Here is a 24,260-nt window from a genome sequence, read left to right as displayed (position 1 = left end):
GCGGACGGTCATTCGAGGGAGATCTCGCCGTCCGGCAGCCACCCGTCCCAGTAGCCGTCCATGAAGTCGAGCGGCTCAGCGGGCTCGACCAGTTCTCCGGACGACCGCAGTTCGGCCGTCGTCCGCCAACGGGCTTCCGGGGCGAGCGCGAAGCGGACGGCCGACGGCCAGCTCTCCGCGGCAGGCCGCACCACGACGACGTACTCAACGCCCTGCGGTGCGTCCTTGCGGGAGAGCCGGCCGATGAGCGGCGGGATGCGAAGTGCGGGGAGATGAGCATCTCGACGCAGATGCCGGGTTGCCGCGCGGCGGATGGTCTCGCCGGGGCGCATGGGGAGTGTCGGCACGGTCCAGCGGCAGGGTTCGCTGTCAGGCTCTGCCGGCATCAGAAGGAGCCGGCGTTTCGGGGAATCGATGAGGACTGGACGTACTACGTCGCGGCCATCCGAGGTGGGCATCGTCCATGCCCCAACTCTTCCTTGCTGTTATTCGAATAGCACAGAGTGCACCTGCCACAGGATTCCCGTCGTGAGTACCGCCAAGAAGACGGCGCAGAAGCGTCGCCCACCGCGCCGCACCCTGACCGAACCCGTGGTGCAGCCAATCCCCGGGGAGTCACTGACCAGCTGGATCGGCGCACTCGCCCATCAACAGGATTTCGAGATGAAGCCGCTCCTTCGGGAACTTCACCTCGACAGAGTCGGCGGACGTTCCGGGGCAGAACTGCGGTTGTCCGATCCTGTGGTTCGGCGGATGGAGAAGTCCCTTCGTCGAACCGCTGGTGCACCGCGAGTTGATCACTCTGGGCGGGTGGCTCTGACGGCGCCTTGATTTTCAGGTGGGGAATCGGGGGCTGCCATCACCGGGCCGTGCGATCCCGCCCAGGGAACTGGGGGGGCACAAGGAGGGAGAGGACTACCAGCACACCGAACACCAGGCGTATCCGCCAAGAGGCAGGGCGGCGGGGCTCCGGCGAGCGGGTCAGTCCTGGAGAGCACCGATGCGCCGCAGCCACGATCGGACCTCGGCGTTGGCCTTGCCGACTTCCTCGCCGCGTACCGCGAGCCCTTCCCCGATGGTCGCGCCTGGGCAGAGCGCCGCGTAGTCGCGCTCGGTCGTGCCCAGTCCGCTCATCGCATACGTCGTGACCGGATGGACCGTCCTGCCGCGGAAGTCGTAGCGTTCGGCGAAGGTCGACATGATCATGGGCGCTCGGACGTTCCAGATGGGGCCAGCCAGCAGGACGACGTCGTAACGGTCGATCGAGGACAGGGGGTTGGCGATGGCCGGCCGGGCGTCGGCGTCCTGTTCGCGGACGTTGCGCGCGACCGTGGCGTCGTAGTCGTCGGAGTAGGCATCGGCGGCTTCGATGCGGTGCACGTCGCACTCGATGTGCTCGCTGATCATGCGGGCGAGGACCTCGGTGTTTCCGGTCTTGAGGTCGGTACGTCCGCCGTTGTAGTAGTTCTCGCCCGCCCGGGAGAAGTAGGCCAGCAGTACCCGTTTACCGGACGTGGACGTCGCCCCGGTTCTCTCACTGGCCTCCGGCGTCGTCGCCCCGCTCGGCTGCGACGGGGAACAGCCCGTGATCTGGACACCGGTCATGGCGGTGGCTCCTCCCAGAAGGGCGCCACGAAGGAGCGTGCGTCGCCCCAGCGTGGCTGGATTCCTCTTCGCAGTGCTGGATCCGCGCGCTGTCATCCACTGCTTCCGTTCAGGGAACGGACCGCGTCGAGATCCGCGCGCACCGCCCGCGGTTCGGCTTCGACGGGGAGGTCGGCCGGGTCCAGCACGCCGTCCACGGAGCCGGGTTCGTCGTTCTTCAGGGCGCCGAAGAGTCCGGCCCAGTCGGACGGCTCTTCGCCCTCGGTGGCGATGAGCTCGAACGTCTTACCCAGTGCCGTGTCCGTCAGCAGGCTGCGTACCAGCGTCTCGGCGATCTGGTCGCGGGCGATCCCGCCGTCGGCCGTGCCGCCCTGCTCCAGGACGAGGCGCCGCTGGGTGGGTCCTGCCTGGTCGAACCAGCCCGGTCGGACGATGGTGTAGGGGAGGCCGCCGGCCCGCAGAAGGCGCTCGGAGCGCCGCTTCCAGGGGGAGTTGCCCGGGATGTCGCTACGGGTGGCGTAGATGGAGGTCATCAGTGCCACACGCGGCTGGGCGCCATCGAGAGCCTGTAGAAGGTTGCGTACGCCGCCGTAGTCGACACGGCGGCGGGTCTCGGGGTCGCCGCCGGAGCCGTGGGTGAGGACGATGGCATCGGCTCCGCCGACCGCGTTCCGCAGGGAGGCGGGATCCTCAAGGTCGCCCTGCACCAGTTCGACGCCGGGGAGCAGTCGCTCGGCGCGGCGGACGTCGCGTACCAGTGCCCGCGGGCGCAGGCCGTGCCGTTGTGCGGCCTCGACCGCGAGCCGCCCGATGCTGCCGGTCGCGCCGACCATGAGGACGTCGGTGATGTGCTGCTTCTGGGGCATGGTGAGGTCCTGGTCCGTGAGGTGGGTGCCGTCTGACGGCGTCAAGGAGTACCCCTCCCGGGCGGGTGCTCGGGGCCGTACGGGAGGAGTGCTCGCGCGAGAGCTTGTCCGGTGCGGTGGCGCGGCCGCCTGTCGGCTCAGGCCTCCAAGCGCCGTGCGCTGAGCCAGTTGACCATCGCCGGGTCGTGGTGGTCGAAGAACAGCGTCGCCCCGGTCTCCAGCGTGGCGATGGCCGCCATCTGGTCGCCGGTGAGCTCGAAGTCGAAGATGTCGAAGTTCTCCGCCATGCGGTCGGCACGGACCGACTTGGGGATCGCGACGACGCCGCGCTGGGTCAGCCAGCGGAGCACGACCTGGGCCACGGACTTGCCGTGCTTCGCGCCGATCTCGCTCAGGACCGGGTGGGTGAAGATGTCGTTCTTGCCCTCGGCGAACCCGCCCCACGACTGGATCTGGACCCCGTGCTCGCGCATGAGCTCCTGGTCGGCCGTGCGCTGGAAGAACGGGTGGGTCTCGATCTGGTTGACCGCCGGGGTGATCTCGTTGTTGAGGACGAGGTCGAGGAGCCGGTCGGGGTAGAAGTTGGCGACGCCGATCGCCTTGACGCGGCCCTCGCGATTGAGGGCCTCCATGGCGCGCCACTGGCCGTACACATCGCCGAAAGGCTGGTGCATCAGGTACAGGTCGAGGTGGTCCAGGCCGAGTTTGGCCAACGACGTCTCGAACGCCCGCTTGGTGTTCTCCTCGGCGGGAGCGTCCTGGACCCACAGCTTGGTGGTGACGAACAGCTCCTCGCGGGGGATGCCACTGTTCTTGATCGCGCGGCCGACGGCCTCCTCGTTCCCGTAGGCGGCAGCCGTGTCGAGGAGGCGGTAACCCGCGGCGAGGGCATCGCTGACGGCCTGCTCGGTCTGCTCCGGCGGGATCTGGTAGACGCCGAACCCGAGGATCGGCATCTCGACGCCGTTGTTGAGGGTGACGGTCTGCATGGGGCGTTCCTTACCTTTCGCGGGTTCTTCGAGCATCCCGCCTTCGCGCCCCAGGTGGCAGGTCGAGCTGTGCCGGGGAGCGGCGTTCGGGGTAATGACAGGGCCCCCCACGCGCCTGCCGCCCAGGTCAGCGCGGGGTGACACTGGCGGCATGGCATCCGAGCAGAGCACGGCCAGGGGCGACGGCGGAGAGCTGGGCCGGTTCCTGCGCGCGCTACGTACCCGGACGAGCCCCGACCAGGTCGGTCTCACCGTGGGGACCGGCCTGCGCCGCACCCCCGGTCTGCGCCGCGAGGAAGTGGCCACGCTCTCCGGCATCAGCATCGACTACTACGTCCGCCTGGAGCGCGGCAAGGAGACCCGTCCCAGCCCGGCCGTACTCGACGCTCTCGCCCGTGCCCTGCGTCTCGACGACGCCGAACACCAGCACCTGCGCGAACTCGCCACCCGAGCCGCGCAGTACGCCCCCGAGCCCTCGCCGCCCAGCCGCACCGTGCCCCCGCACCTGAAGCTGGTCCTGGAGACACTGCGGCCGAGCCCCGCCTACGTCATCAGCCGCAGCATGGACCTGCTCGCCTGGAACCCCGGCGGCCTCGCCCTGTTCGCGGGCCTCGCCGACTGGCCCGCCACCCAGCGCAACATCGCCCGCTACCTCTTCCTGCACCCGACCGCGCCCGCCCTCTTCCCCGACTGGGACTACCAGGTACGCGGCTGCGTCGCCCGGCTGCGCGCCCAGTCCGGCATCGACCCGGACGCCCCCGACCTCACCCACCTGGTGGGCGAACTCCTGCTCAAGAGCCCCGACTTCGCCAAGCTGTGGGAGCGCTACGACGTCGTCGGCCGCAAGAAGATCCAGAAGACCTTCCACCACCCCGAGGTCGGCGTCCTCACCCTGAGCGGCCAGAGCATGCACCTCGAAGACACCCCCGGCCAGCGTCTCGGCGTGTACACCGCCGAACCCGGCACCCCGGACCACGACGCGATGCTCCTGCTCGACCTGACCGCTCCCCGGCCGGCCGCGCATCCGGACGTGACGGCCGAACAGCGACGGCGTACACGGTCGTGACGGAGACACCTTCCGGCTCCCTGGACTTGGTGGCCGAGGGCGGCCTTGCCGGCGTCGGCATGAAAAGCCTGGCCGTCGGCGCTATCGGTTGGCCATGGGGGTGCCAGTGGCCAACCCGGTCCCGTTCTGGGGCTGGTCCATGTCGAGGAGCACCATCACGTCATGGGCGGGGGTGCCTGGTTCGGCGTAGTAGAAAATCACTCGGTGACCGTCGGTGCCGTCCAGGTCGAGGGCTTGAAAGCCGAGCGTGAAGACGCCGAACTCCGGGTGGTGGAAGGTCTTTGTGCCTGTGGTGTGGCCCTGGACGTCGTAGTGCTCCCACAACTCGGCGAAGTCCGCGCTCTTGTCACGCAGTTCAGCGATGAGGTGGCTGAGCCCCGGGGTGTCGGGGGCGGTGCCGGCGAGTGCGCGCAGCCGGGCCACGCAGCCGCGGATCTGGTTCTCCCAGTCGTCCGGATACAGGGCGCGAGCCCCTGGATGCAGGGCGAGCCACCGTACGACGTTGCGTTCCTCGGGCGGGGTGTCCTTCATACCGGGCAGCAGGCGCAGGCCGCCGGGGGTGGCGGCGAGCAGTTCGTAGGTGCGGCTGACGACGTGGACGGGGTGGGGCCGCAGTGTCCGGAGGAGCAGTTCGACGCCCCGGTTCACGGCCGGACGCTGCCCGGCACGATCCGGCTGGCCGCCTCCGTTGGCGCCACGGGCCGTCCTGGCGGCCAGGTCGCGCAGGTAGGCGCGCTCCGTCTCGCCCAGCCGCAGAGCGGAGGCGAGGGCCTCGACGACGGACGGGCTGGGCCGGGTCTCCTTGCCGCGTTCGAGCCGGGCGTAGTAGTCGATGCTCACCCCGGCGAGCGTGGCGAGCTCCTCGCGACGAAGGCCTGGTGTCCGGCGCGGCCCCGGACCGATGGACAGGCCGACGTCCGCAGGCTTGACCCGGGTTCGGCGGGCCCGCAGGAAACAGCCCAGCTCACTGTCGGCGCTCCGGCCGCCGGTCTGCCGCTCGGGATCCATTCGTTCAGTCTGGCACTTCCGTGAGTCCTGCGTTCGGTGGCAACGGTCGGACGCACATCCGCGCTGCGCCCCGGAAAGGGCACTCCCGCCCTCCGACTCCCTGCCGCGATCATGCTGCCGACGCCGATCCCGCCGGCGGACTTCAAGAACGGCCTCAGCCCGCCGTGTCTTCCGTGGGTGGAGCCGAGCCGGTGCCGTTCGCGCGCTGGTGGGCGACGATGCCGGGCAGTTGCTCGTAGATGGCGTCGATCAGGTCGCAGATCCGCTCGGCGATCGGGCGGCCGAGAGCGGTGAGTTCGTAGTCGACCCGCCTGGCGACCGTGGGGTGCGGTGTGCGGGTGACGAGGCCGTCGTCCTCCAGTCGCTGGAGGGTCTGCCACAGCATGCGGTCGGAGACCCCGGACACGTTACGACGTACCTCGGCGAACCGCAGGGGGCCTTCGACCAGGGCGGCGAGGGTCAGGGCGCCCCACCGGCCCGTCGCGTGCTCCAGCACCTCCCGCGACGTGCACTGCGGATCGAACACGCTCATCCCGGCCACGCGGTCCGTCCCTCGGCTCATGCGTTCATGCTAAACGGGCAATGTACTTATTCCTAGTAAGTACTATATTTTCGTAAGCATGAGCCACCACGGGCTCCCGAAGGGAGAAGTCGTCCGATGAAATTCCTCCTCCTTGGCGCTACCGGCGCCACCGGCACCCTGTTCACGGAGCGTGCCACCGCGGCCGGACACCACGCTCGGACTCGGCAAGGCCAAAGACCCGGGCAACTTGATCGCCGACACCACGCTCGCGCTGGTCCGGGCCGCCGAGGACAGCGGAACCAAGCGCGTACTGATCATGTCGGCGTTCGGGGTCGGCGAGTCCCTGGCCAAGGCCTCCGCGTTCGCCCGGTTCCTCTACAAGGGCGGCAAGGCCACCTTCGCCGACAAGGCCGCGGGCGAGCGGATCCTCACCGCCTCCGGCCTGGACTGGACGCTGGCCTATCCGGTGCTGCTCACCAACAAGCCCGCCACGGGCAACGTCCACGCCGTCGACCTGACCGCACTCGACCGCGTGCCCGGCCTGCCCAGGATCTCCCGGGCCGACGTCGCCGCCTTCCTGCTGGAGGCCGCCGTCGAAGGCGCGTGGTCCCGGCGCACCGCAGTGCTCACCGTCAGCCGCTGACCTCTCGTCACCCCACCACACACACCCACAAGGAGATCGCCCCATGACCAAGACCCTCGGCCTCATCGGCGCCGGCAACATCGGCAGCGCGCTGGCCCGCCTGGCGGTCGCCGCCGGCCTGAACGTCGTACTCAGCAACTCCCGCGGCCCCGAGACCCTCGCCGACCTCGTCGCCGACCTCGGCGAACAGGCCCGCGCGGTCACACCCGCCGAGGCCGCGCAGGCCGGTGACCTGGTGGTGGCGACCGTCCCGCTGAACGCATACGGGCAACTCCTCACCGCCGCCCTGGCAGGCAAGACCGTCATCGACACCATGAACTACTATCCCGAGCGCGACGGCAGGATCACCGAACTCGACTCCGGCGAGCAGACCTCCAGCGCCCTGGTCCAGCGACACCTGGCCGACTCCCAGGTGGTGAAAGCCTTCAACAGCATCGACTTCGTGCGCCTGTTCAGCTCCGCCCGGCCCGCGGGCGCCGACGACCGCAGCGCCCTGCCCATCGCCGGTGACGACCCGGCCGCCAAGGCACAGGTGGCCGAGCTGCTGGACGTCCTGGGCTACGACGCCGTGGACATCGGCACGCTCGCCGACAGCTGGCGCAGCGAGCCGGGCACCCCCGTCTACGTCCAGCCGTACCTGCCGGCACGGCCTGAGGGGCTGAGCCAGGAGGAGGCGGGGCGCTGGTTCTTCGAGGCCCCGGGCGTCCCGGTGCCCGCCGACACGGTGCGGGAACTGACCGACACCACCGTCCGGCGCGCCGCGGGCGACGCCAGCGCGACCCTCGGCTAGGGCGGCCTGTCCGGCGGGTGGGGGGCCGTGCCACAGCCTGGAACACGGCTCCCCCGTACAGCCCGGCCTGTCACCGACCAGGTCAGGCCCCTACCTTGGCATTGGGCCAAGTGGCCACGCGCGACACTGCGGATCGAGGACACCGGACACATCGCGTGGGCTCGCACAACGCCGACGCGGGGACACCGAATCGAACGCCGCCGACGTGGCCGAGCCCGACGAGCTGCCCGCTCTCGTGGACGGCCGCCAACGGATCCGCCTGGTGGGTGCGCCGAGCCCCGGGACGCGAAACTGCAGCAGGGAAGATCAACTTTTGTGCTCTGTTCGCCGCTTCCGCGTCCTGACCGGATCCACGGCGCCTGCGACGAGCAGCCGACCGGTCCGCCCACCCTGTCCCGGGCACCCGAACCCACCCCGAGAACATGGATTGAAGGAGCCGAAGCATGAGCACGGACAACAGGCCCGCGAAGGAGATCGTCGTCGTCATCGGCCCCGGCAGCATCGGCCTGGCCATCGCCCGCCGCGTCGGTTCCGGCCGCACCCTGCTGCTGGCCGCCCACGACGAGAAGGCCTCGCAGGTTGCCGCCGAGCAGTTGCACGGCGAGGGCTACGACGTCGCCGTCCAGGCCACCGACATCTCCGACCTGGCCCAGGTCGAGGCGCTGGCCGCCACGGCGACCGGGATGGGCGCGGTCACCCAGGTGATCCAGGCCGCCGGCGTCTCGCCCACCCAGGCGACCATCGAGCGGCTGCTGCACGTCGACCTGCTCGGCACGGCGTACGTCCTGGACGCCTTCGCCCGGGTGATCGCGCCCGGCGGGGCCGGCATCGTGGTCGCCAGCATGGCCGGGCACCGGGAGAGCCCCTACGCACCCGAGATCGAGCACGCGCTCGCGACCACCGAGACCTCACAGTTGCTCGCGCTGCCGTTCCTTCAGCCGGAGCAGCTCGGCTCGTCCGTCCACGCCTACGCCATGTCCAAGCGAGCCAACTCGCTGCGCGTGCAGACCGCCGCAGCCGCGTGGGGAAAGCGTGGCGCCCGCGTCAACGCCGTCAGCCCCGGCGTGATCATCACCCCGCTGGCCCTCGACGAGCTCTCCGGCCCACGCCGCGAGTGGTTCGACAAGGTGCGCGAGACCTCGGCGGCCAAGCGGTTCGGCACCTCCGAGGAGGTCGCCGCTGCCGCCGCCTTCCTGCTCGGGCGTGACGCCGGCTTCATCACCGGCGCCGACCTCCTGATGGACGGCGGTGTGACCGCGGCCCTGCGCGCCGGTGAGCTGACGACGCCGTAACGAGCCGAGAGCCACGGCCGCCAGTCCGCCCAGATCCGCGCCCGCAGTCCGGGTGGGGCGGTTCAGCCTGTGCGGTCCCGGCGCATGGGCCGTCGATCGAGAGTGCCGCGCCGGGACAACTGAGGCGGCGGCGTGACGGCCCTGACGACGGTGGTGCCGCGCCCGGTTGAGGCCGTGGTGGTCGAGGTGCCGAGGACGTTTCGGCTCTCGATGAGGCCTCCGCCGTCGACGACGCTCACATCGTCGTCCTCGTCCGGCCGGAGTCGCGGGCCCCGCGCGGTGCGGCGGTTTCCGGCGCGCGAAGGATGGCTGATCGACCGGGGCGCGGGGCGAACGCCATGGCCGTAGAACTCGTCGTCGGGCCTGTGATGCCCGTGAGCGTCCGAAGCGGAGCGGGTGGCAACAGGTCCACTCGCGTTCGACTGTCAGGGCGAGGCGGGGTGCCCCGCCTCAGTCGTCGACCGGTCGTCGCCCGCCGACGTCCCCTTGGCGAGGTGCTCCTGCCCCAGCAGGTCGAGCAGGGTCATCGCGTCGTGATCGGCGGTACCGGGCTCGGCGTAGTACGTCACCAGGCGATGGCCGGGGGTGCCTTCCAGCTCCATGGACTGGTAGCCGAGGGTGAGGTCGCCCACCTCGGGGTGGTGGAAGGTCTTGCGGCCGTGGGAGTGCCCCTTGACGTCGTAGCGCTCCCACAGGCGGGCGAACTCCGGGCTCTTGAGGAGGAGTTCACCGGCGAGCCGGGTCAGGTCCGGGGCATCGGGATCGGTGCCGGCCAGGGCACGCAGCCGCGCCACGCAGCCGCGGACCTGGAGGTTCCAGTCGTGGAACAGGTCACGCGAGGCGGGGTGGAGGAAGAGATAGCGGGCGATGTTGCGCTCCCTGGCCGGCCAGTCCTGGATGCCGGGAAGGAGTCGCATTCCGCCGGGGTTGGCGGCAAGCAGGTCGTTGGTACGGCTGACGACGTGCGCGGGATGGGGGCGCAGGCTCTCCAGGAGCAGCTTCACACCGGGCCGGACGGTGCGGCTGGGGGCGGCGGGCGGCTCGGGCGCACTGCGCGCGGCACGGGCGGCCAGGCTGCGCAGGTGCTCGTGCTCGTCGTCCTCCAGCAGGAGGGCGCGGGCGAGGGAATCGACCACGGACGCGCTGGGCCGGGTCTCCTTGCCGCGCTCCAGGCGGACGTAGTAGTCGATGCTGATCCCGGCCAGGGTGGCCAGTTCCTCGCGCCGCAGCCCGGGCGTACGGCGCAGACCCGAACCGGCCGTCAGACCGGCCTCCTCCGGGGCCACGCGGGCCCGGCGGGCGCGCAGAAAGGTCCCCAGCTCGTTGCCCCCGCCGTTCCGCTGCTCGCTGTTCATGTCTTCCAGTCTGCGGGCCCCCACCACCTCCTCGGCATATGCGTGGGGGGCCCTGTCACACCCCGGAATACCGCTCCCCTGCACAGCCCGCCCTGCCACCCGGCGGGTGATGGGGGAAGGGTCGATGTCATCGGAGATTTCCGTTCGGCGTCCCGCGCCGGGCGGCTCGACGCCATGAGCGCGATCGTGCACCTCAAGGACATCGTCGAGGACAGCAAGGAGCAGAGCGTTGGAAATCCTGAAGAAGCAGCCCACCGTCAAGGCACCCGCCGACTGGTTCACCGGGGACGTCTGGTTCGACGTGATCCACGCCGGCGAGGAGCCCTCACGGATGCGCGCCAACATGGTGCGTTTCTCGCCCTGCGCGCGCACCGACTGGCACTCGCACGTCCTGGGCCAGACCCTGCACATCGTCTCCGGCACCGCCCTGATCGGCACGCGCGACGGCACCGTCATCGAGGCTCACCCGGGCGACACGATCCACACGCCCCCGGGCGAGGAGCACTGGCACGGCGCGACCTCCGACCACTTCATGACCCACCTCGCGATGTGGGAGGGCGCAGGCGACGGCGGCCCGGAGACGACCTGGCTGGAGAAGGTCGACGACGCCGAGTACAACGCGCCGCGCAGCAGTACCCGCTGAACAGCGACCCCCTGGGAGAAGGCTCATGCGAGCAACAGTGATGTACGGCGCCGGCGATGTCCGCGTCGAGAACGTACCCGACCCCAAGATCCAGAACTCCACGGACGCCGTAGTACGCGTCGTGCGCTCCTGTGTCTGTGGCAGCGACCTGTGGCCGTACGGCTCGATGCCCGCCTCCGAGGAGGGCCGGCGCATGGGTCACGAGTTCCTCGGTGTGGTCGAGGACGTCGGCTCCGACGTGTCCGGGCTGACGAGCGGTGACCTGGTCGTCGCACCCTTCGTCTGGGCGGACAACACCTGCGACTTCTGCCGCGAAGGCCTTCAGACCTCCTGCCGTCACGGCGGCCAGTGGGGCCCGAACGGTGTGGACGGCGGCCAGGGCGAGGCCGTCCGCGTGCCGCAGGCGCAGGGCACGCTGGTCAAGCTGCCGGTGGCCGAGGACTCCGCCCTGCTGCCGTCTCTGCTGACTCTGTCCGACGTGTACTGCACCGGCCACCACGGAGTCGTGACGTCCCGGGTCACCCCCGGCAAGTCCGTCACCGTCATCGGTGACGGTGCGGTCGGACTGTGCGCGGTGCTGGCCGCCAAGCGGCTCGGCGCCGAGCGGATCATCCTCATGGGGCGGCACACGGACCGTACCGACCTGGGCCGCGACTTCGGCGCCACCGACATCGTGCCCGAGCGCGGCGAGGAAGGCGTCGAGCGCGTGCGGGAGCTGACCGGCGGCGACGGCACGCACGCGGTGATCGAGGCCGTCGGCGCCACGGAGGCGATGGACACGGCGCTGAGCATCGTCCGCCACGGCGGTGTGATCAGCCGGCTCGGCGTCGCGCAGTACACGGAGATCCCGCTCGGGTTCGAGTCGATGATGGGCAACATCACGGTCACCGGCGGCGCCGCCCCGGCCCGTGCCTACATCGAGGAACTGCTGCCCGACATCCTCGACGGCACGGTCGAGCCCGGCCGGGTCTTCGATCACACCGTCGGCTTCGACGGCGTACCGGACGGCTACCGGGCCATGGCCGACCGGACCGCTCTGAAGGTCCTGATCCGGCCCTGACCCGGTCGACAGCCCCCGTCGGACGTCAGTTCCGCTTCTCCTCGGCGGGTTCGGCGTCCGGCCCGTCCGACCCGGTGGCGACCATGTCCAGCAGGACCATCTTGTCGTGGTCGGAGGTGCCGGGCTCGGCGTAGTGGGCGACCATCCGGTGACCGGGGAAGCCCTCCAACTGCATGGACTGGTAGTCGAGGGTGAGGGTCCCGACGTCCGGGACGTGGAAGGTCTTGCGGCCGTGGGTGTGCGCCCGGACGTCGTAGCGGTCCCAGAGCTGTACGAACTCCGGGCTCTCGGCCAGGAGTTCGTCGACGAGCCCGACGAGGTCGGGGGCGTCCGGGTCGGTGCCGGCCAGGGCGCGTAGCCGCCCCACGCATGCGCGGACCTGCTCGTCCCAGTGGTCGAACACGGTGCGGGCGCCGGGGTTGAGGAAGATCCAGCGCGCGACGTTGCGCTTCTCCACCGGCCACTGCTCCATGCCCACGAACAGCCGTAGCCCGCCCGGGTTCCACGCGAGCAGGTCCATCGTGCGGCCGACCACGACGGCGGGGTGAGGCCGCAGGCTCTCCAGCAGCAGCCCGACCCCGGGCCCCACCGAAGAAGTGGGCGCCGTCGGTGGCCCGGCCGCGGTGGGGCGGGCGGCGCACACCGCGAGGTCCCGCAAGTGCTCGTGGGCGTGTTCGTCCAACAAGAGGACGCGGGCGAGCGCGTCGACGACGGACGGGCTGGGGTGGGACTCCTTGCCGCGTTCCAGGCGTGTGTAGTAGTCGATGCTCACACCGGCGAGGGTGGCCAGCTCCTCACGGCGCAGCCCCGGTGTGCGCCGCAGGCCGGGGCCGGCCTTGAGACCGGCCTGCTCGGGTGTCACGCGGGTGCGGTGGGCGCGGAGGAAGCGCCCCAGTTCGGTGCCGTCGCTGCCGTCGCGCTGCTCACGTGCCATGCGGCCAGTGTGTCAGGGCTGGCAGGACTGAATCCATGGGTCGGCCCTGGGGGGCCCTGTCACACCCCCGAACAGCGCTCCCCGGCACAGCTCGGCCTGCCACGCGAGACGTCCGGCACGCAGGCTGGATGACGGTTCGAAGAGCTCATTCCGTACCGCCCCGTCGTTTCCTCATCAGGAGATCCACCCGTGTCCAGTTCTGTCGCATCGGACAAGCCGTCGGCGCCGGCCGATACCGCCGCCGGGCAGCCCCGCACCGCGAACGGTGCCCGGTGGGCGCTGGCGGCCGCGCTGCTCGGCTTCTTCGTGATGACGCTCGACGCCCTGATCGTGAACGTCGCGCTGCCCGAGATCGGACGCGGCTTCGGCGGCGGGATGACGGGACTGCAGTGGGTGGTGGACGGCTACACCCTGATGTTCGCCGCGCTGCTGCTGTCCGCGGGATCGGTGACCGACCGGATCGGCGCGGGCCAGGCGTTCGGGGCGGGACTCGTGGTGTTCACCGTCGCCTCGGCGGCATGCGGATTCGCACCGAACCTGGGCGTGCTGGTCGCGGCCCGGCTGGTGCAGGGCGCGGGCGCCGCGGTGATCGTGCCGGCCTCGCTCGCGCTGATCCGCGAGGCGTTCCCCGACCCCGCCGCGCGTGCCCGGGCGATCTCGGTGTGGGCGATGGGCGGCTCGGTGGGCGCCGCGGCCGGACCCGTGCTGGGCGGTGTGCTGAGCGAGCTCAGCTGGCGGATGATCTTCTTCGTCAATCTGCCGGTGGGCGTGCTTGCGTTGTTCCTGCTCACCCGGACCGCCCGCTCGCCCCGCCAGAGTGACACCCCGTTCGACTGGACCGGGCAGATCGCCGCGGTGGCGGCGATGGGCGGCCTTACCTACGCCGCGATCGAGGCCGGTGCCGTCGGCCTGCTCGCACCGCGCGTGCTGCTCGCCCTGGCGGTGTCCGTGCTGGCGGGTGCGGTCTTCCTGCTGGCCCAGGCGCGCGGCCGTCACCCGATGGTTCCGCTGGAGCTCCTGCGCGCCCGGACGATGGCACTCTCGGCGACCATCGGGTTCGCGCTCAACGTCGGCTTCTACGGGATGATCTTCCTGCTCGGCCTGTACCTCCAGCAGGAACAGGACCTCTCGCCGATGGCCACCGGGCTGGCGTTCCTGCCGATGACGCTGCTGACCGCGGTCGTCAGCCCGACCGCCGCCCGACTCACCGCACGCTTCGGGCCGCGCATGCCGATCATCACCGGGCAGCTCCTGATGGCCGCGGGCCTGGTGGCGCTGTGCGTTCCGCCGGCGTCGGCGCCCGCCTGGCTGCTGGTCCTGCTGATGATCCCGGTCGGAACCGGCGGCGGCCTCGCCGTACCGGCGGTGACCTCACTGCTCCTCGACCGGACTCCCGCCCAGCGCGCCGGCACCGCGAGCGGCGTACTGAACGCCTCCCGCCAGCTCGGAGGCGCCCTGTCGGTGGCCGTCTTCGGCGCCCTGGTCTCGAACCACACCCACTTCCTGCACGGACTGCGCACCAGCCTCCTGATCGCCGCGCTGCTGGTGGTCCTGACCGCGGCGGCCTCCGTACTCCTCAAGGAGAAGACCTCATGACCTCGACATCGGCGCCATCGGCCTGGACGAGCCAGGAGCTCGACAGCGTCGAACACGCGGAGGAACTGGAGATCGCGTCCCTGCGGCGCGGCGGCGAGCTGAGCAGCCGACGGACGATCTGGGTGGTCCGGGTCGGCGACGGCATCTACGTCCGCTCCGTCCACGGCCCCGGCTCCGACTGGTACCGCGGCACCCGAGCCCGCCAGGAAGGCCGTATCCAAGCCGGCGGGGTGTCGAAAGACGTGACGATCGTCGACGCCGACGACGAGGTCAACGACGCCGTGGACACCGCCTACCGGACCAAGTACGGGCACTACGCCGCGTACATCGTCAAGGCCATCACCAGCCCCGAGGCGAGCTCCACCACGTTGCGCCTCGAACCGCGCTGACCGAATTCCCTTACGCACAAGCGCAGTTGAAACAGATCCACCAGACCGGAGAAGTCATGCTCACCGTCCCTGCCTACGCCGCCACATCCGCCACGGAACCTCTCACCCCCACGACCGTCGAGCGCCGTGACGTCGGCCCGCACGACATCCTGATCGAGATCAGGTTCGCCGGCATCTGCCACTCCGACATCAGCAACGCCCGCAGCGAGTGGGGCCCGTCCACCTACCCCCTGGTCCCCGGCCACGAGATCGCCGGCGTGGTCACCGAGGTCGGCGCCGAGGTCACCCGGCACGCGGTCGGCGACCGGGTCGGCGTCGGCTGCATGGTCAACTCCTGCCGCGAGTGCGCGTCCTGTCTGAAGGGCGAGGAGCAGTACTGCCTCAAGGGCAACACCCTCACCTACGGCTCCGTCGACCAGGACGGCACGGTCACCCAGGGCGGCTACTCCACCCATGTCGTCGTGACCGAGGACTTCGTCGCACGGATTCCCGAGGGCATCGGCCTCGACGAGGCCGCCCCGCTGCTGTGCGCGGGCATCACCACCTACTCCCCGCTGCGCCGCTGGGGCGCGGGCCCCGGCAAGAAGGTCGCCGTCATCGGTCTCGGCGGTCTCGGCCACATGGCTGTGAAGCTCGCGCACGCGATGGGCGCCGAGGTCACCGTGCTGTCCCAGTCGCTGAAGAAGATGGACGACGGCCTGCGCCTGGGCGCCGACCACTACTACGCCACCAGCGATCCGGCGACCTTCGAGCAGCTGGCCGGCACCTTCGACCTCATCGTCAACACGGTCAGCGCGAAGCTCGACCTCGACGCCTACCTCGGCCTGCTGGCCGTGAACGGCGCCCTGGTCAACGTCGGCGCCGCCGCCGAGCCGCTGTCGCTCAACGTGTTCTCGCTGATCATGCGCGGCCGCTCCTACGCCGGTTCCCTGATCGGCGGCATCCGCGAGACCCAGGAGATGCTCGACTTCTGCGCCGAGCACGGCATCGGCTCCGAGATCGAGGTCATCCCGGCCGAGAAGATCAACGAGGCCTACGAGCGTGTCCTCGCCTCCGACGTGCGCTACCGCTTCGTGATCGACACCTCGACGCTGAACTGATCGCAGCGGTCTCAGACCACCCCGTACGAGGAGCCGCGCCCCCGAGAGCACTCGTACGGGGTGCCGCGTGAGGGGCCTTGACACACCCTGGAACACCGGCTCCCGGCATGGCACGGTCTGCCGTGGTGCGAGAACGGTGACCAGGCTCGATGCTCGTGGAAGATCCTCCCGCACCCGCAGAAGTCCGCCTCCCCGTTTCCCTTTCCCGCCCCACAGACACAGCCGTACGAGAACCGAGGAGATGACCGGATGACCACCACCGCTCCCTGGACCGACGACGAACTCGACCGCGTCGGAGCGGCCGAGGAACTGGACGTCGCCTCCCGGCGGCCGGACGGCGAGCTGAGCGGCCCGCGCACCATCTGGGTCGTGCGCGTGGGCGACGACATCTACGTCCGCTCCGTCAACGGCCCCACCTCGGCCTGGTTCCGCGGCACCCGGGCCCGTCACGAGGGCCGTGTCGAAGCCGGCGGGGTCGAGAAGGACGTGGCGTTCGAGGACGTCGACGGCGAGATCAACGACGCGGTCGACGCCGCCTACCGCAGCAAGTACGGGCGCTACTCCGCCAACACCATCCAGCGCATCACGAGCTCGACCGCGGGCTCGACGACCATGCGGCTCCTGCCTCACTGACCGACGCGGGAGAGGAACGATGTTCACCGTCAAAGCCCCTGAGGCCGCTGCGCACTGCGCCCCGACCAGGGACGAGCACGGTCCCCACGATGTCGCGCGGTCGACCGTACGACCCCCGAACCGGCCGGGAGACATGCCGTGATCGGTCTCGAACTCGTAGTTGTCCTCGGTCTGGCGGTGCTCCTGGGCAACGTCGCGGGTGACCGCTACCGGATCGCCGCGCCTGTCGTGCTGCTGCTCTTCGGCGCGCTGCTCGGCTTCGTGCCCGCGCTGCGCGAGGTGGAACTGCCGCCGGAGGCGGTGCTGCTCATCTTCCTGCCGGTGCTGCTGTACTGGGAGAGCCTGACCACCTCCCTGCGGGAGATCCGGCGCGATCTGCGGGGCATCATCCTGATGAGCACCGTGCTGGTCATCGGCACCGCCGGCGCGGTGGCGACCGTGGCACACCAACTGGGCCTGGCCTGGGGACCGGCATGGGTGCTGGGCGCAGCCGTGGCCCCCACCGATGCGACCGCCGTGGGCGTCCTCGCCAAAGCGCTGCCCCGCCGCAACGTCACCCTGCTGCGCGCCGAGAGCCTCATCAACGACGGCACCGCGCTGGTGGTATTCGGGCTGGCCGTCGGCATCACGGTCGGCGAGGAGCACTTCACCGTCCCCCACGTCACCTGGCTGTTCGCCCTCTCCTACCTCGGCGGAGCAGCGGCCGGAGCCTTGATCGCATGGCTGGTGATCAGGGCTCGGCGGGTCTTCGACGACCCCCTGCTGGGCAACGTGGCCATGATCCTCACCCCCTTCACCGCCTATCTCCTCGCCGAACTCATCCACGCTTCCGGGGTCCTCGCGGCCGTCTCCGCCGGGCTGATCATGAGCCAGGCCGGACCGCGCATGGCCGCCGCCGCGATGCGCCGCCAGGCGGAGGAGTTCTGGTCGCTGGCCACCTTCCTGCTCAACGGCTCCCTGTTCGTCCTCGTCGGGCTTCAGGCACAGGCGGCCGTACGCGAGCTGCACGGCAGTGATCTCACCCGCGCCCTCATCGCTGTCGCGGCCGTCTCCGCCGTCCTCGTCGCCGCGCGCTTCGCCTTCAACTTCACCGTCCCCTACCTCATCCGCCTCCTCGACCGCCGTCCCCAGCAGCGGCTGCGCCGCATGAACTACCGCGCCCGGGTGGTCACCTCGATCGCCGGCTTCCGAGGCGCGGTCTCCCTGGCCGTGGCCCTGTCGGTGCCGACGGCGCTCGACTCCGGCGCGCCCTTCCCGGACCGGGACACGATCGTCTTCGTCACCTCCGGAGTCATCGTCACCACGCTCACGGTCCAGGGCCTGCTGCTGCCGGCTGTGGTGCGCTGGGCCCGGCTGCCGCGCGACACCTCGGTGGAGGAGGAGCGCTTCCTCGCCGAAACGACCGCCACGGAGGAGGCCCTCAAAGCCCTCCCCGCACTCGCCGAGGAACTGAACACCGACCCGGCGGTCACCGAACGCATGCGCGAGGAGTACGAGACCCACCTGCTCGTCGTCCGTGCCAGGGACGGCGAGACAGACGACGAGGACGAGGACGTCCTGCGCCACGACCGGCACTACACCGCACTGCGTCTGGCCCTGCTGGCCCACAAACGCGCCACGGTGCTCCGCCTCCGCGACGACCACGAGATCGACGACACCGTGCTGCGCCAGGTCCAGCGCCGCCTCGACCTGGAGGAAGTACGGCTGTCCCGACGGCCGGCCGCCGAATGACCCCCACCAGGACAGGAGAAACCATGCCCGCATCCCCGGACGCGAACGCCCGCGACGAGGTCCTGGCCGCCTACCGCGCCCACCTGCGGGCGATGGCCGACGGCGACACCGACGCCCTGGGCGACCTGCTCGACGACGGCTTCACCCTCACGCACATCACCGGCTACCAGCAGCCCAAGGCCGAGTGGCTGTCCCAGATGCGGGCCGGCCAGTTCGTCTACCACCGCGTGACCGAGAAGAACGTCACCGTCGACGCGGAGGGCGACACGGCCCGCCTCGTAGGCCGCATCGTCACCGAGGCGACGGTCTACGGCACCCACGCCGACTGGCCACTGCAATTCACCATGGACTGGGCCCGGAGCGGCGCAGAGTGGATCGCCCTGCGCTCCGTGGCGACAACCTGGTGACCCCTGCGTGGCCGGCGCGCCGGATCAGAGGTGCTTGGCGTAGAAGTCCGTCAGCTTCGCGAGGACCTGTGGGACGAACTCCGGCTTGTCGTAGAGGTCGATGTGCGTGGCGCCGTCGATGACGAACACCTCCCTCGGCTCCTTCGCCTGGGCGACGGCCTCCTCGCTGAAGTAGCGGGTGTCCGCCTTGGAGCCGGCGATCATCAGCAGCGGCCGCGGCGAGATCGACTCGACGTGCGTGAAGGCGTCGAACGCCATCTGCTTGTCCAGGCTGGTGAAGACGTACTTCCCCGGCGCGTTGGGGTGCTGCCCGCGGGGGGTGCAGTAGTAGTCGTAGCCCTCGCGGTACAGCTCCGGTGTGTCCGGCGTGATCTCGTCGGCGAACGCGGGCACGAAGTTGATCATGCGGAGGGGCTCGCCCGCCGCCTCCTTGGTGCGCTGCTCGCCGATCTCCTTGAACCGCCGCACGCGGAACTCCTCGGAGAACAGCCCGCGCGGCACGCCCTCACGGCGGGCGGAGCCGACGTTGAACGCGCTGACGGTGCCGACGGCCTTGATCCGTACCTCGGTCTGCGCCGCGTTGACGGTGTAGCCGCCGCCCGCGCAGATGCCCAGGGCGCCGATGCGGTCCGGGTCGACCTGGGGGTGGTTGCTGAGGTAGTCGACGGCGCAGCGGATGTCCTCGACGCGGTCGCCGGGGACCTCGTACAGGCGCGGCTCGCCGCCGCTCTCGCCGTAGTGGGAGGCGTCGTAGGCCAGGGTGATGAAGCCCTGTTCGGCGAGCTTCGCGGCGTACAGGCCGGAGGTCTGCTCCTTGACGCCGCCGAAGGGGTGGGTGGCGACGACGGCAGCGTACGTCTTGCTTTCGTCGAAGCCCGGGGGCAGGAAGAGGTTGCCCACCACCTGGTGCCGGCCATGCGGGAAGCTGACCTTCTGGGTGGTCACGCCGTCGTTCTGGGCAGCAGGGGTCATCGGGTCAGGCCCTTCTTGGCGAGGAAGTCGGAGATCTGGTCGGCGATCTGCACATTGTTGAGGTCCGAGAAGAGGAAGTGGGAGTTGCCGGTGATGCCGATCTCCGGCAGGTGGACGAGGGTGGCGTCGCCGCCGTGGCGGTTGACTGCGTCGACCCAGAGCCGGGCCATCGCAAGCCGGACGCGCCAGTTGTCCCGGCCGGCGATGTCGGTCGGCTCGGTCGGGATGTTGTCGCCGTAGTAGACGACGATGGGGACCTTCGTCAGCCGCTGGAAGTCCTTCAGCGGTACGGCCTCGCCAGCGAGGGTGCCCGCGGAGCTCGGCATCGGGTCGGGTGCTTCGCCCTCCGGGAAAACGAAGCCGCTGCCCGGCTCCAGCGCGACGACCGCCTTGATGTTCTTGTTCCTCATCGTCGTGTGCCAGCCGAAGCCGCCGGCGTGCGAGTGGGTGACGAGGATGCCCGGGCCGATCTCGTCGAAGAGCGCCGAGACCCCGTCGGCGAGGACCTCTCCGTCGATCGGGCCGGTGTCGGGGAGCATCGACCGGAAGAACTGTTCGCGCGCTTCCGGGCCCTGCGGGAACTGGCCGCCGGGGTAGGTGTCGGGCCAGAGGCCGAACCGGAACTGGTTGTAGAACCATTGGTCGGAGGTCGAGGCATCGGTGGCGGTACTCACCGTGGTCTGCCCGGCACTGCCCCGGCGCGGCTGGTCGAGGGTGTACACGGTGAACCGGCGGCGCAGGAAGATGGTCTGGAAGCCTTCGCGCCCGTCCGGAGTGGTTCCCCAGCCGGTCCCGGACTGCTTGTAGCCGTGCCACAGCACCAGCGGCAGGGTGCGTGCGCGCACCGGCTTCTGGAAGAAGACGCGGGCGTGGTCGCCGTGCAGCGTCTGGCCGGCAGGGTTGGTCGGGTTGCGGGGATCGAAGGTCCCGGGCGTGGTGATCACGGTGCCGCCGACCGCGAAGCTGCCCTGTTCCTGGATCGTCAGCGGTGCGGAACCACCCCGGCCTCCGCCCGCACCGGATGCCTGCGCGTCGGTGGCCAGTCCGACCGCCGGTACCGCGGCGGCCGCGGTGAGCCCCATGACGATGTCTCTACGCTTCACGGCCGTTTCCTTCGTACTCGTCGTCGCTTACGTGCTCGCCCCACTCGACGTCGGGCACGGCGGGATCTCCCGTGCTGTCCGAGAGGGCGAAATGGGTCATGAAGTGGCCGGGGGCGGCGCCGTGCCAGTGCCATTCGCCCGGTGGTGTGTGGACGGTGTCGCCCGGCCGCATCACCAGGACCTCGCCACCGCGGCTCTGCACCAGGCCGATGCCCTCGGTGACATGCAAGGTCTGCCCGAGCGTGTGCCGGTGCCAGGCGGTACGGGCGCAGGGCTCGAACCGCACCACGGCCGCCCGCAGTCGTGAAGGCGCCTGGGCCTCCGTGATCGTGTCCACCCACACTTCGCCGGTGAACCGTTCCGCAGGGGCCTTGGCCGAGGGCTTCCTGTCGAGGAACCTCATGGGACCCCGCCCCCCGCTACTTCGTCTCGTCTTCGACGATGGCCTTGAGCTGGGTGAGCGCGCCCATCCCGCTCGGCCATCCAGCATAGAACGCCAAATGGGTAAGGGCTTCGACGAGTTCCTCCCTGGTCAGCCCGTTCTCCAGCGCCAGCCGCAGATGGCTGTTCAGCTGTTCGGGGCGGTATGTCGCGGCCAGCACGGAGACGGTGATCAGGCTGCGATCGCGCGGGGACAGGCCCTCGCGCTTCCACACGTCGCCGAACAGCACGTCGTCGGTCAGCTGAACCATCTTCGGCGCGAGGTCACCGAGCAACTGCTGTGCCCGCGAGGGTTCCTGTGCCATGTGTGTGCCGCCCTTCCTCGTATTTCGTCTCGCGCTCGGACACCATCGGGCGGCAGTGTCAGGCTCGATGCCCGCTGTACCGCTTGAGCTACGGCGGGCCGACCGGCCCGCGCGTCGGCGGTCCGGCACCTCCGTGCGGGGAGGGAGTGGCCTGCGCCTGAAAACTCAGCCGCTGCCCTGAATCGCAGCCCCGATTCGATATCTTCGCGACGCGGCGAAGGTCCGGCGACCGGAGGCATTTCACGCGGATGACGTCGTTGCCCGGACAAGTGATCTTCGTTTCGCGTACAGCTTGCTCGACGCCGACGGCGCGTGACAGACCGTGCCGTGCCGGGGAGCAGCATTCAGGGGCATGACAGGGCCCCTCAGAGGTTCGGCGGGCGAGCGCACACTGGTCGGTTTCACGTACCGGTTTCGCACCGCGACCGCATCCCGCGGGGTGGAGCCGCGTCGGCGACGAAGTACGCCGCGTCGTCCGCCTCGCCGATCCCCTTCTGCCCTACCGAGCCCGTAAACTGCTCACCGCGCTGGCCCAGTTGGCACTCTTCTGCAACGGCGAGGGCCTGCCGGGAAAAGCCGAGGTGTGGCTCGCCCGGGAGGTGATCGAGCGGTTCATCGCGATCGGCTGCCCCAACGTGAGGGAGAGCACCCGCGGCAACTACCGGACCAGACTGCTACGGCTGAGCGAGATCGTCCTGGGCGGCGAATGCCGGACCGGAAAGCCCGCCAAACTGTCGGCCTCGGTTCCCAACAGCCCGTACAGCCGGACGGAGCTCGCGGACCTGTGGGGCTGGACCAGTGGGCAGCCCACCGAGGAGCTTCGATGGGGCTGCAAGACGCTCATGGCACTCGGTCTCGGTGTCGGCCTCGACTCACCGGAAGTCATCCGGGTCCGCGTCCATGACGTCCGCAGATCCTCGGAAGGTGCCGGCCCAGTCGTCGTGGTCACGCGCGGCTCCCGGAAACGGGAAATCCTCTGCCGCCGCCCCTGGGAAGCAGTCCTGGCCTCCGCCGCCGACCGTCTTGAGACCGTCGGCGCCGCGCAGTACCTGTTCCGCCCCAACTCCTACAGCCGTGGCACCAACAGCGTCACGAACTTCCTGGCCCGCACCCAGCCCAGCCCGAACGTCCCTCGCCTGGTCATGGGCCGCCTCAGGTCCACGTGGCTGGTCGAGCTCTTCGAAGCGCGGCTTCCCATCACCGTCATCGTGGCGGCGGCCGGCGTCGACACCCTCCACGGCCTCTCCCGCATCCTGCCGTTCCTGACTGCCATCCCCGCCGAAGAAGCCGCCCGCCTGCTGCGAGGCAGCCAATGACCGCGCCGCGCAGCCTGCCCACCGATCGCCACGAGCGCCTCCTGGCGATGCGCACCGAGCGCCGGTTCATCGACGACGCCGACGTCGAAGCCGCGATCGAGGAAGTCGACAACAGCCAACTCGTCCCGCTGTTGGAGGAGTTCGTCCACCTCCCGCGCGGCCGCCATCGCACCCTGCATCTCAGAAGCCTCCTGGTCGGCCTGCACCTCTGCACCCAGGACACCGTCGGCAAGATCGTGCTGGAACGGGTCACGGACATCCTGCACTTCCGCGTCAGCCCGCGCCTACGCGCCCGGCTCGGCATACCCGAGTACGAAGACCACGACCGGGGATTCGAGGCGGCCTACGCCGTTGTCCGGCGTCTCTTCCACTCCATGAAGGACGCCATGAACCCCTCCCCACTGCCGCCCAACAAGCACCTCTCACGCGGCGAGGCCCACGCACTGACCGCAGCGGCGGACACGGACGACCTGGCGGAGCACGAACGGCGTCTGGCCCTGTTCACCGAGTCGTGCCGGATGCCTCCGTACGTCCTCTCCACAGCCTCCTGGCGGAGCTGGCAGAGGTCTCCATGGGCATCGACGCCACCCCCATCCGCACGTTCTCGCGCGGTCGTGTCACGAACGGGCCCGAACTCGCAACCGACCCCGCCGCCGGCTGGTACGTACGCTACGGCGACCACCGCGACCCCGACGCCCCGGTCTCCGACTCCATGCGCCCGCCTCCACCGCCCGCCAAGAAAGGCAAAACCCAGACCTCCAAGCGCAAGAAGAAGTATCTGGCGCCGGCCTCCTGACCCGAGCCGGCACCACCCCAGCACCACCCGGAAAACAACCAGCATCAGACGAAGCAGGGCCCCGACCGTGAGATACCTCACCGCCGGGGCCCTGCCACGTCCTCGTCCGGGCCGCAGCCCGGCACACCAACGAGAAACAGGCCCTCACCATGACTTTCGTCACTGGTGAAGACCCGTTCCGTCGGTTCTTCGTTGTGCGCGAGGGGGGAGTTGAACCCCCACGCCCTTTCGGGCACTGGAACCTGAATCCAGCGCGTCTGCCTATTCCGCCACCCGCGCATTGGGTGTGTCCTCGGGCTGTTCCCCCAAGGGGCTGGCGCCTTCCGACATGCAGAAGATTAGCACGGTGCCCGGGGTGGATTCACATCGCTTATCCGCACCCCGTGACCTGCCCCGGGGACCACCGGAGCCCCCTCCGAACACCCCGCACCCCCCGCTACGTATCAACGTGGGCAGGTTCACGTATCAACCTCGTACCGGTAGCGGCCATCTCCCCAGGAGGCGGGCAAGGTCCACAGTCAGGTGCGGGACACTTGTCTGCGGCCCCCTCTACGATCCTGGGCAGGAGTAGTGGCAGGAGTAGTGCAGAAGGAGTTCGACGGGCCGACAAGGGGGAACCAGCCGATTTACCGGCGCGTGGATACGATCAGTAAGCAGTACCAAGGCAGCCGGCACGGCGGTCGGTACGACAAGCAGT

25 protein-coding genes, 1 tRNA gene and 1 pseudogene are annotated in these 24,260 nt (G+C 70.1%); 14 read left to right on the top strand and 13 right to left on the bottom strand.

Annotated elements, in window-relative coordinates; genetic code table 11:
- Positions 1–8: 8 nt before the first annotated feature.
- From ACWIHT_RS22870 to ACWIHT_RS22855, 4 genes are all read right to left on the bottom strand, one after another.
- Positions 9–386 (bottom strand): hypothetical protein, encoded by a 378-nt coding sequence (locus ACWIHT_RS22870; RefSeq protein WP_456170013.1) that lies wholly within the window; start codon positions 384–386, stop codon positions 9–11.
- Between the two features lie 595 nt (positions 387–981).
- Positions 982–1,605: a flavodoxin gene (locus tag ACWIHT_RS22865; protein WP_456170012.1), complete on the bottom strand. Its 624-nt coding sequence runs from the start codon at positions 1,603–1,605 to the stop codon at positions 982–984.
- Positions 1,606–1,697: 92 nt separating this feature from the next.
- Positions 1,698–2,516 (bottom strand): SDR family oxidoreductase, encoded by an 819-nt coding sequence (locus tag ACWIHT_RS22860; RefSeq protein ID WP_456170010.1) that lies wholly within the window; start codon positions 2,514–2,516, stop codon positions 1,698–1,700.
- Positions 2,517–2,608: 92 nt separating this feature from the next.
- The gene (locus ACWIHT_RS22855) at positions 2,609–3,460 is read right to left on the bottom strand and encodes an aldo/keto reductase (RefSeq protein ID WP_456170009.1); all 852 of its coding nucleotides are present in this window, start codon (positions 3,458–3,460) and stop codon (positions 2,609–2,611) included.
- 151 nt (positions 3,461–3,611) lie between these two features.
- Between ACWIHT_RS22855 and ACWIHT_RS22850 the strand changes: the two genes are divergently transcribed.
- Positions 3,612–4,526, top strand: a complete 915-nt coding sequence (locus ACWIHT_RS22850) for a helix-turn-helix transcriptional regulator (protein ID WP_456170008.1) — start codon at positions 3,612–3,614, stop codon at positions 4,524–4,526.
- An 81-nt stretch (positions 4,527–4,607) separates the two neighbouring features.
- On the opposite strand, the gene ACWIHT_RS22845 is transcribed toward ACWIHT_RS22850, so the two are convergent.
- A complete protein-coding gene (locus tag ACWIHT_RS22845; protein WP_456170007.1) occupies positions 4,608–5,534 on the bottom strand; it encodes a helix-turn-helix transcriptional regulator in 927 nt (308 codons plus the stop codon).
- Positions 5,535–5,688: 154 nt separating this feature from the next.
- Positions 5,689–6,096: a winged helix-turn-helix transcriptional regulator gene (locus tag ACWIHT_RS22840; protein WP_456170006.1), complete on the bottom strand. Its 408-nt coding sequence runs from the start codon at positions 6,094–6,096 to the stop codon at positions 5,689–5,691.
- 151 nt (positions 6,097–6,247) lie between these two features.
- Between ACWIHT_RS22840 and ACWIHT_RS22835 the strand changes: the two genes are divergently transcribed.
- The 3 genes and pseudogenes from ACWIHT_RS22835 to ACWIHT_RS22825 all read left to right on the top strand — a co-directional run bounded on the left by ACWIHT_RS22835 (position 6,248) and on the right by ACWIHT_RS22825 (position 8,782).
- A complete protein-coding gene (locus ACWIHT_RS22835) occupies positions 6,248–6,700 on the top strand; it encodes an NAD(P)-dependent oxidoreductase (protein ID WP_456170005.1) in 453 nt (150 codons plus the stop codon).
- 31 nt (positions 6,701–6,731) lie between these two features.
- Positions 6,732–7,490: pseudogene (locus ACWIHT_RS22830) on the top strand (NADPH-dependent F420 reductase); the annotation flags it as partial.
- Between the two features lie 443 nt (positions 7,491–7,933).
- On the top strand, positions 7,934–8,782 hold the full coding sequence (locus ACWIHT_RS22825; RefSeq protein ID WP_456170004.1) for an SDR family oxidoreductase: 849 nt from the start codon (positions 7,934–7,936) through the stop codon (positions 8,780–8,782).
- 425 nt (positions 8,783–9,207) lie between these two features.
- On the opposite strand, the gene ACWIHT_RS22820 is transcribed toward ACWIHT_RS22825, so the two are convergent.
- The gene (locus ACWIHT_RS22820) at positions 9,208–10,137 is read right to left on the bottom strand and encodes a helix-turn-helix transcriptional regulator (protein ID WP_456170003.1); all 930 of its coding nucleotides are present in this window, start codon (positions 10,135–10,137) and stop codon (positions 9,208–9,210) included.
- 229 nt (positions 10,138–10,366) lie between these two features.
- On the opposite strand from ACWIHT_RS22820, the gene ACWIHT_RS22815 reads away from it, so the two are divergent.
- Together ACWIHT_RS22815 and ACWIHT_RS22810 are read left to right on the top strand one after the other, a co-directional pair.
- On the top strand, positions 10,367–10,780 hold the full coding sequence (locus ACWIHT_RS22815; RefSeq protein WP_456170001.1) for a (R)-mandelonitrile lyase: 414 nt from the start codon (positions 10,367–10,369) through the stop codon (positions 10,778–10,780).
- A 25-nt stretch (positions 10,781–10,805) separates the two neighbouring features.
- Positions 10,806–11,840 (top strand): zinc-binding dehydrogenase, encoded by a 1,035-nt coding sequence (locus ACWIHT_RS22810; protein ID WP_456170000.1) that lies wholly within the window; start codon positions 10,806–10,808, stop codon positions 11,838–11,840.
- A gap of 25 nt (positions 11,841–11,865) precedes the next feature.
- Here ACWIHT_RS22810 and ACWIHT_RS22805 read toward each other — a convergent pair whose 3' ends face one another.
- The gene (locus ACWIHT_RS22805) at positions 11,866–12,774 is read right to left on the bottom strand and encodes a helix-turn-helix transcriptional regulator (protein ID WP_456169999.1); all 909 of its coding nucleotides are present in this window, start codon (positions 12,772–12,774) and stop codon (positions 11,866–11,868) included.
- Positions 12,775–12,963: 189 nt separating this feature from the next.
- Between ACWIHT_RS22805 and ACWIHT_RS22800 the strand changes: the two genes are divergently transcribed.
- The 6 genes from ACWIHT_RS22800 to ACWIHT_RS22775 all read left to right on the top strand — a co-directional run bounded on the left by ACWIHT_RS22800 (position 12,964) and on the right by ACWIHT_RS22775 (position 18,630).
- Positions 12,964–14,370, top strand: coding sequence for an MFS transporter (locus tag ACWIHT_RS22800; RefSeq protein WP_456169998.1), 1,407 nt, complete (start codon positions 12,964–12,966; stop codon positions 14,368–14,370).
- Positions 14,367–14,759, top strand: coding sequence for a DUF2255 family protein (locus tag ACWIHT_RS22795; RefSeq protein ID WP_456169997.1), 393 nt, complete (start codon positions 14,367–14,369; stop codon positions 14,757–14,759). Before ACWIHT_RS22800 ends, ACWIHT_RS22795 begins: the two co-directional genes overlap by 4 nt.
- 56 nt (positions 14,760–14,815) lie before the next feature.
- Positions 14,816–15,859: an NAD(P)-dependent alcohol dehydrogenase gene (locus ACWIHT_RS22790; protein WP_456169996.1), complete on the top strand. Its 1,044-nt coding sequence runs from the start codon at positions 14,816–14,818 to the stop codon at positions 15,857–15,859.
- Positions 15,860–16,108: 249 nt separating this feature from the next.
- Positions 16,109–16,492 (top strand): DUF2255 family protein, encoded by a 384-nt coding sequence (locus ACWIHT_RS22785; RefSeq protein ID WP_456169995.1) that lies wholly within the window; start codon positions 16,109–16,111, stop codon positions 16,490–16,492.
- A gap of 138 nt (positions 16,493–16,630) precedes the next feature.
- Complete coding sequence (locus tag ACWIHT_RS22780; RefSeq protein ID WP_456169993.1) at positions 16,631–18,223, top strand: Na+/H+ antiporter; 1,593 nt, start codon at positions 16,631–16,633, stop codon at positions 18,221–18,223.
- 23 nt (positions 18,224–18,246) lie between these two features.
- Positions 18,247–18,630, top strand: coding sequence for a nuclear transport factor 2 family protein (locus ACWIHT_RS22775; protein WP_456169991.1), 384 nt, complete (start codon positions 18,247–18,249; stop codon positions 18,628–18,630).
- 24 nt (positions 18,631–18,654) lie between these two features.
- On the opposite strand, the gene ACWIHT_RS22770 is transcribed toward ACWIHT_RS22775, so the two are convergent.
- The 4 genes from ACWIHT_RS22770 to ACWIHT_RS22755 are packed head-to-tail and all read right to left on the bottom strand — an operon-like array spanning position 18,655 to position 21,451.
- Positions 18,655–19,602, bottom strand: a complete 948-nt coding sequence (locus ACWIHT_RS22770) for an alpha/beta hydrolase (RefSeq protein WP_456169989.1) — start codon at positions 19,600–19,602, stop codon at positions 18,655–18,657.
- A complete protein-coding gene (locus ACWIHT_RS22765; protein ID WP_456169987.1) occupies positions 19,599–20,705 on the bottom strand; it encodes an alpha/beta hydrolase in 1,107 nt (368 codons plus the stop codon). The genes ACWIHT_RS22770 and ACWIHT_RS22765 overlap by 4 nt, the downstream gene beginning before the upstream one ends.
- A complete protein-coding gene (locus tag ACWIHT_RS22760; protein WP_456169985.1) occupies positions 20,695–21,108 on the bottom strand; it encodes a (R)-mandelonitrile lyase in 414 nt (137 codons plus the stop codon). The genes ACWIHT_RS22765 and ACWIHT_RS22760 overlap by 11 nt, the downstream gene beginning before the upstream one ends.
- 16 nt (positions 21,109–21,124) lie before the next feature.
- Entirely contained in the window at positions 21,125–21,451 is a 327-nt protein-coding gene (locus ACWIHT_RS22755) for a carboxymuconolactone decarboxylase family protein (RefSeq protein WP_456169983.1), read from the bottom strand.
- A 536-nt stretch (positions 21,452–21,987) separates the two neighbouring features.
- On the opposite strand from ACWIHT_RS22755, the gene ACWIHT_RS22750 reads away from it, so the two are divergent.
- Positions 21,988–22,767, top strand: coding sequence for a hypothetical protein (locus tag ACWIHT_RS22750; RefSeq protein WP_456169981.1), 780 nt, complete (start codon positions 21,988–21,990; stop codon positions 22,765–22,767).
- A 511-nt stretch (positions 22,768–23,278) separates the two neighbouring features.
- A complete protein-coding gene (locus tag ACWIHT_RS22745) occupies positions 23,279–23,563 on the top strand; it encodes a hypothetical protein (protein WP_456169979.1) in 285 nt (94 codons plus the stop codon).
- Between the two features lie 195 nt (positions 23,564–23,758).
- Here the strand turns inward: ACWIHT_RS22745 and ACWIHT_RS22740 are convergent.
- Positions 23,759–23,842 (bottom strand) — tRNA-Leu (locus tag ACWIHT_RS22740).
- Positions 23,843–24,260: the final 418 nt, after the last annotated feature.

The organism is Streptomyces sp. NPDC002276 (assembly GCF_053891435.1).
Note: the sequence above shows the minus strand (reverse complement) of the source record. Positions and strands in the feature narration are given on the sequence as shown.

Bases quoted from the DNA above. Each gene is read 5' to 3' on its own strand.
- ACWIHT_RS22870 (WP_456170013.1), bottom strand. From the start codon at position 386: ATGCCGGCAGAGCCTGACAGCGAACCCTGCCGCTGGACCGTGCCGACA.
- ACWIHT_RS22865 (WP_456170012.1), bottom strand. From the start codon at position 1,605: ATGACCGGTGTCCAGATCACGGGCTGTTCCCCGTCGCAGCCGAGCGGG.
- ACWIHT_RS22855 (WP_456170009.1), bottom strand. From the start codon at position 3,460: ATGCAGACCGTCACCCTCAACAACGGCGTCGAGATGCCGATCCTCGGG.
- ACWIHT_RS22850 (WP_456170008.1), top strand. From the start codon at position 3,612: ATGGCATCCGAGCAGAGCACGGCCAGGGGCGACGGCGGAGAGCTGGGC.
- ACWIHT_RS22845 (WP_456170007.1), bottom strand. From the start codon at position 5,534: ATGGATCCCGAGCGGCAGACCGGCGGCCGGAGCGCCGACAGTGAGCTG.
- ACWIHT_RS22840 (WP_456170006.1), bottom strand. From the start codon at position 6,096: ATGAGCCGAGGGACGGACCGCGTGGCCGGGATGAGCGTGTTCGATCCG.
- ACWIHT_RS22825 (WP_456170004.1), top strand. From the start codon at position 7,934: ATGAGCACGGACAACAGGCCCGCGAAGGAGATCGTCGTCGTCATCGGC.
- ACWIHT_RS22820 (WP_456170003.1), bottom strand. From the start codon at position 10,137: ATGAACAGCGAGCAGCGGAACGGCGGGGGCAACGAGCTGGGGACCTTT.
- ACWIHT_RS22810 (WP_456170000.1), top strand. From the start codon at position 10,806: ATGCGAGCAACAGTGATGTACGGCGCCGGCGATGTCCGCGTCGAGAAC.
- ACWIHT_RS22805 (WP_456169999.1), bottom strand. From the start codon at position 12,774: ATGGCACGTGAGCAGCGCGACGGCAGCGACGGCACCGAACTGGGGCGC.
- ACWIHT_RS22795 (WP_456169997.1), top strand. From the start codon at position 14,367: ATGACCTCGACATCGGCGCCATCGGCCTGGACGAGCCAGGAGCTCGAC.
- ACWIHT_RS22790 (WP_456169996.1), top strand. From the start codon at position 14,816: ATGCTCACCGTCCCTGCCTACGCCGCCACATCCGCCACGGAACCTCTC.
- ACWIHT_RS22785 (WP_456169995.1), top strand. From the start codon at position 16,109: ATGACCACCACCGCTCCCTGGACCGACGACGAACTCGACCGCGTCGGA.
- ACWIHT_RS22775 (WP_456169991.1), top strand. From the start codon at position 18,247: ATGCCCGCATCCCCGGACGCGAACGCCCGCGACGAGGTCCTGGCCGCC.
- ACWIHT_RS22770 (WP_456169989.1), bottom strand. From the start codon at position 19,602: ATGACCCCTGCTGCCCAGAACGACGGCGTGACCACCCAGAAGGTCAGC.
- ACWIHT_RS22760 (WP_456169985.1), bottom strand. From the start codon at position 21,108: ATGAGGTTCCTCGACAGGAAGCCCTCGGCCAAGGCCCCTGCGGAACGG.
- ACWIHT_RS22755 (WP_456169983.1), bottom strand. From the start codon at position 21,451: ATGGCACAGGAACCCTCGCGGGCACAGCAGTTGCTCGGTGACCTCGCG.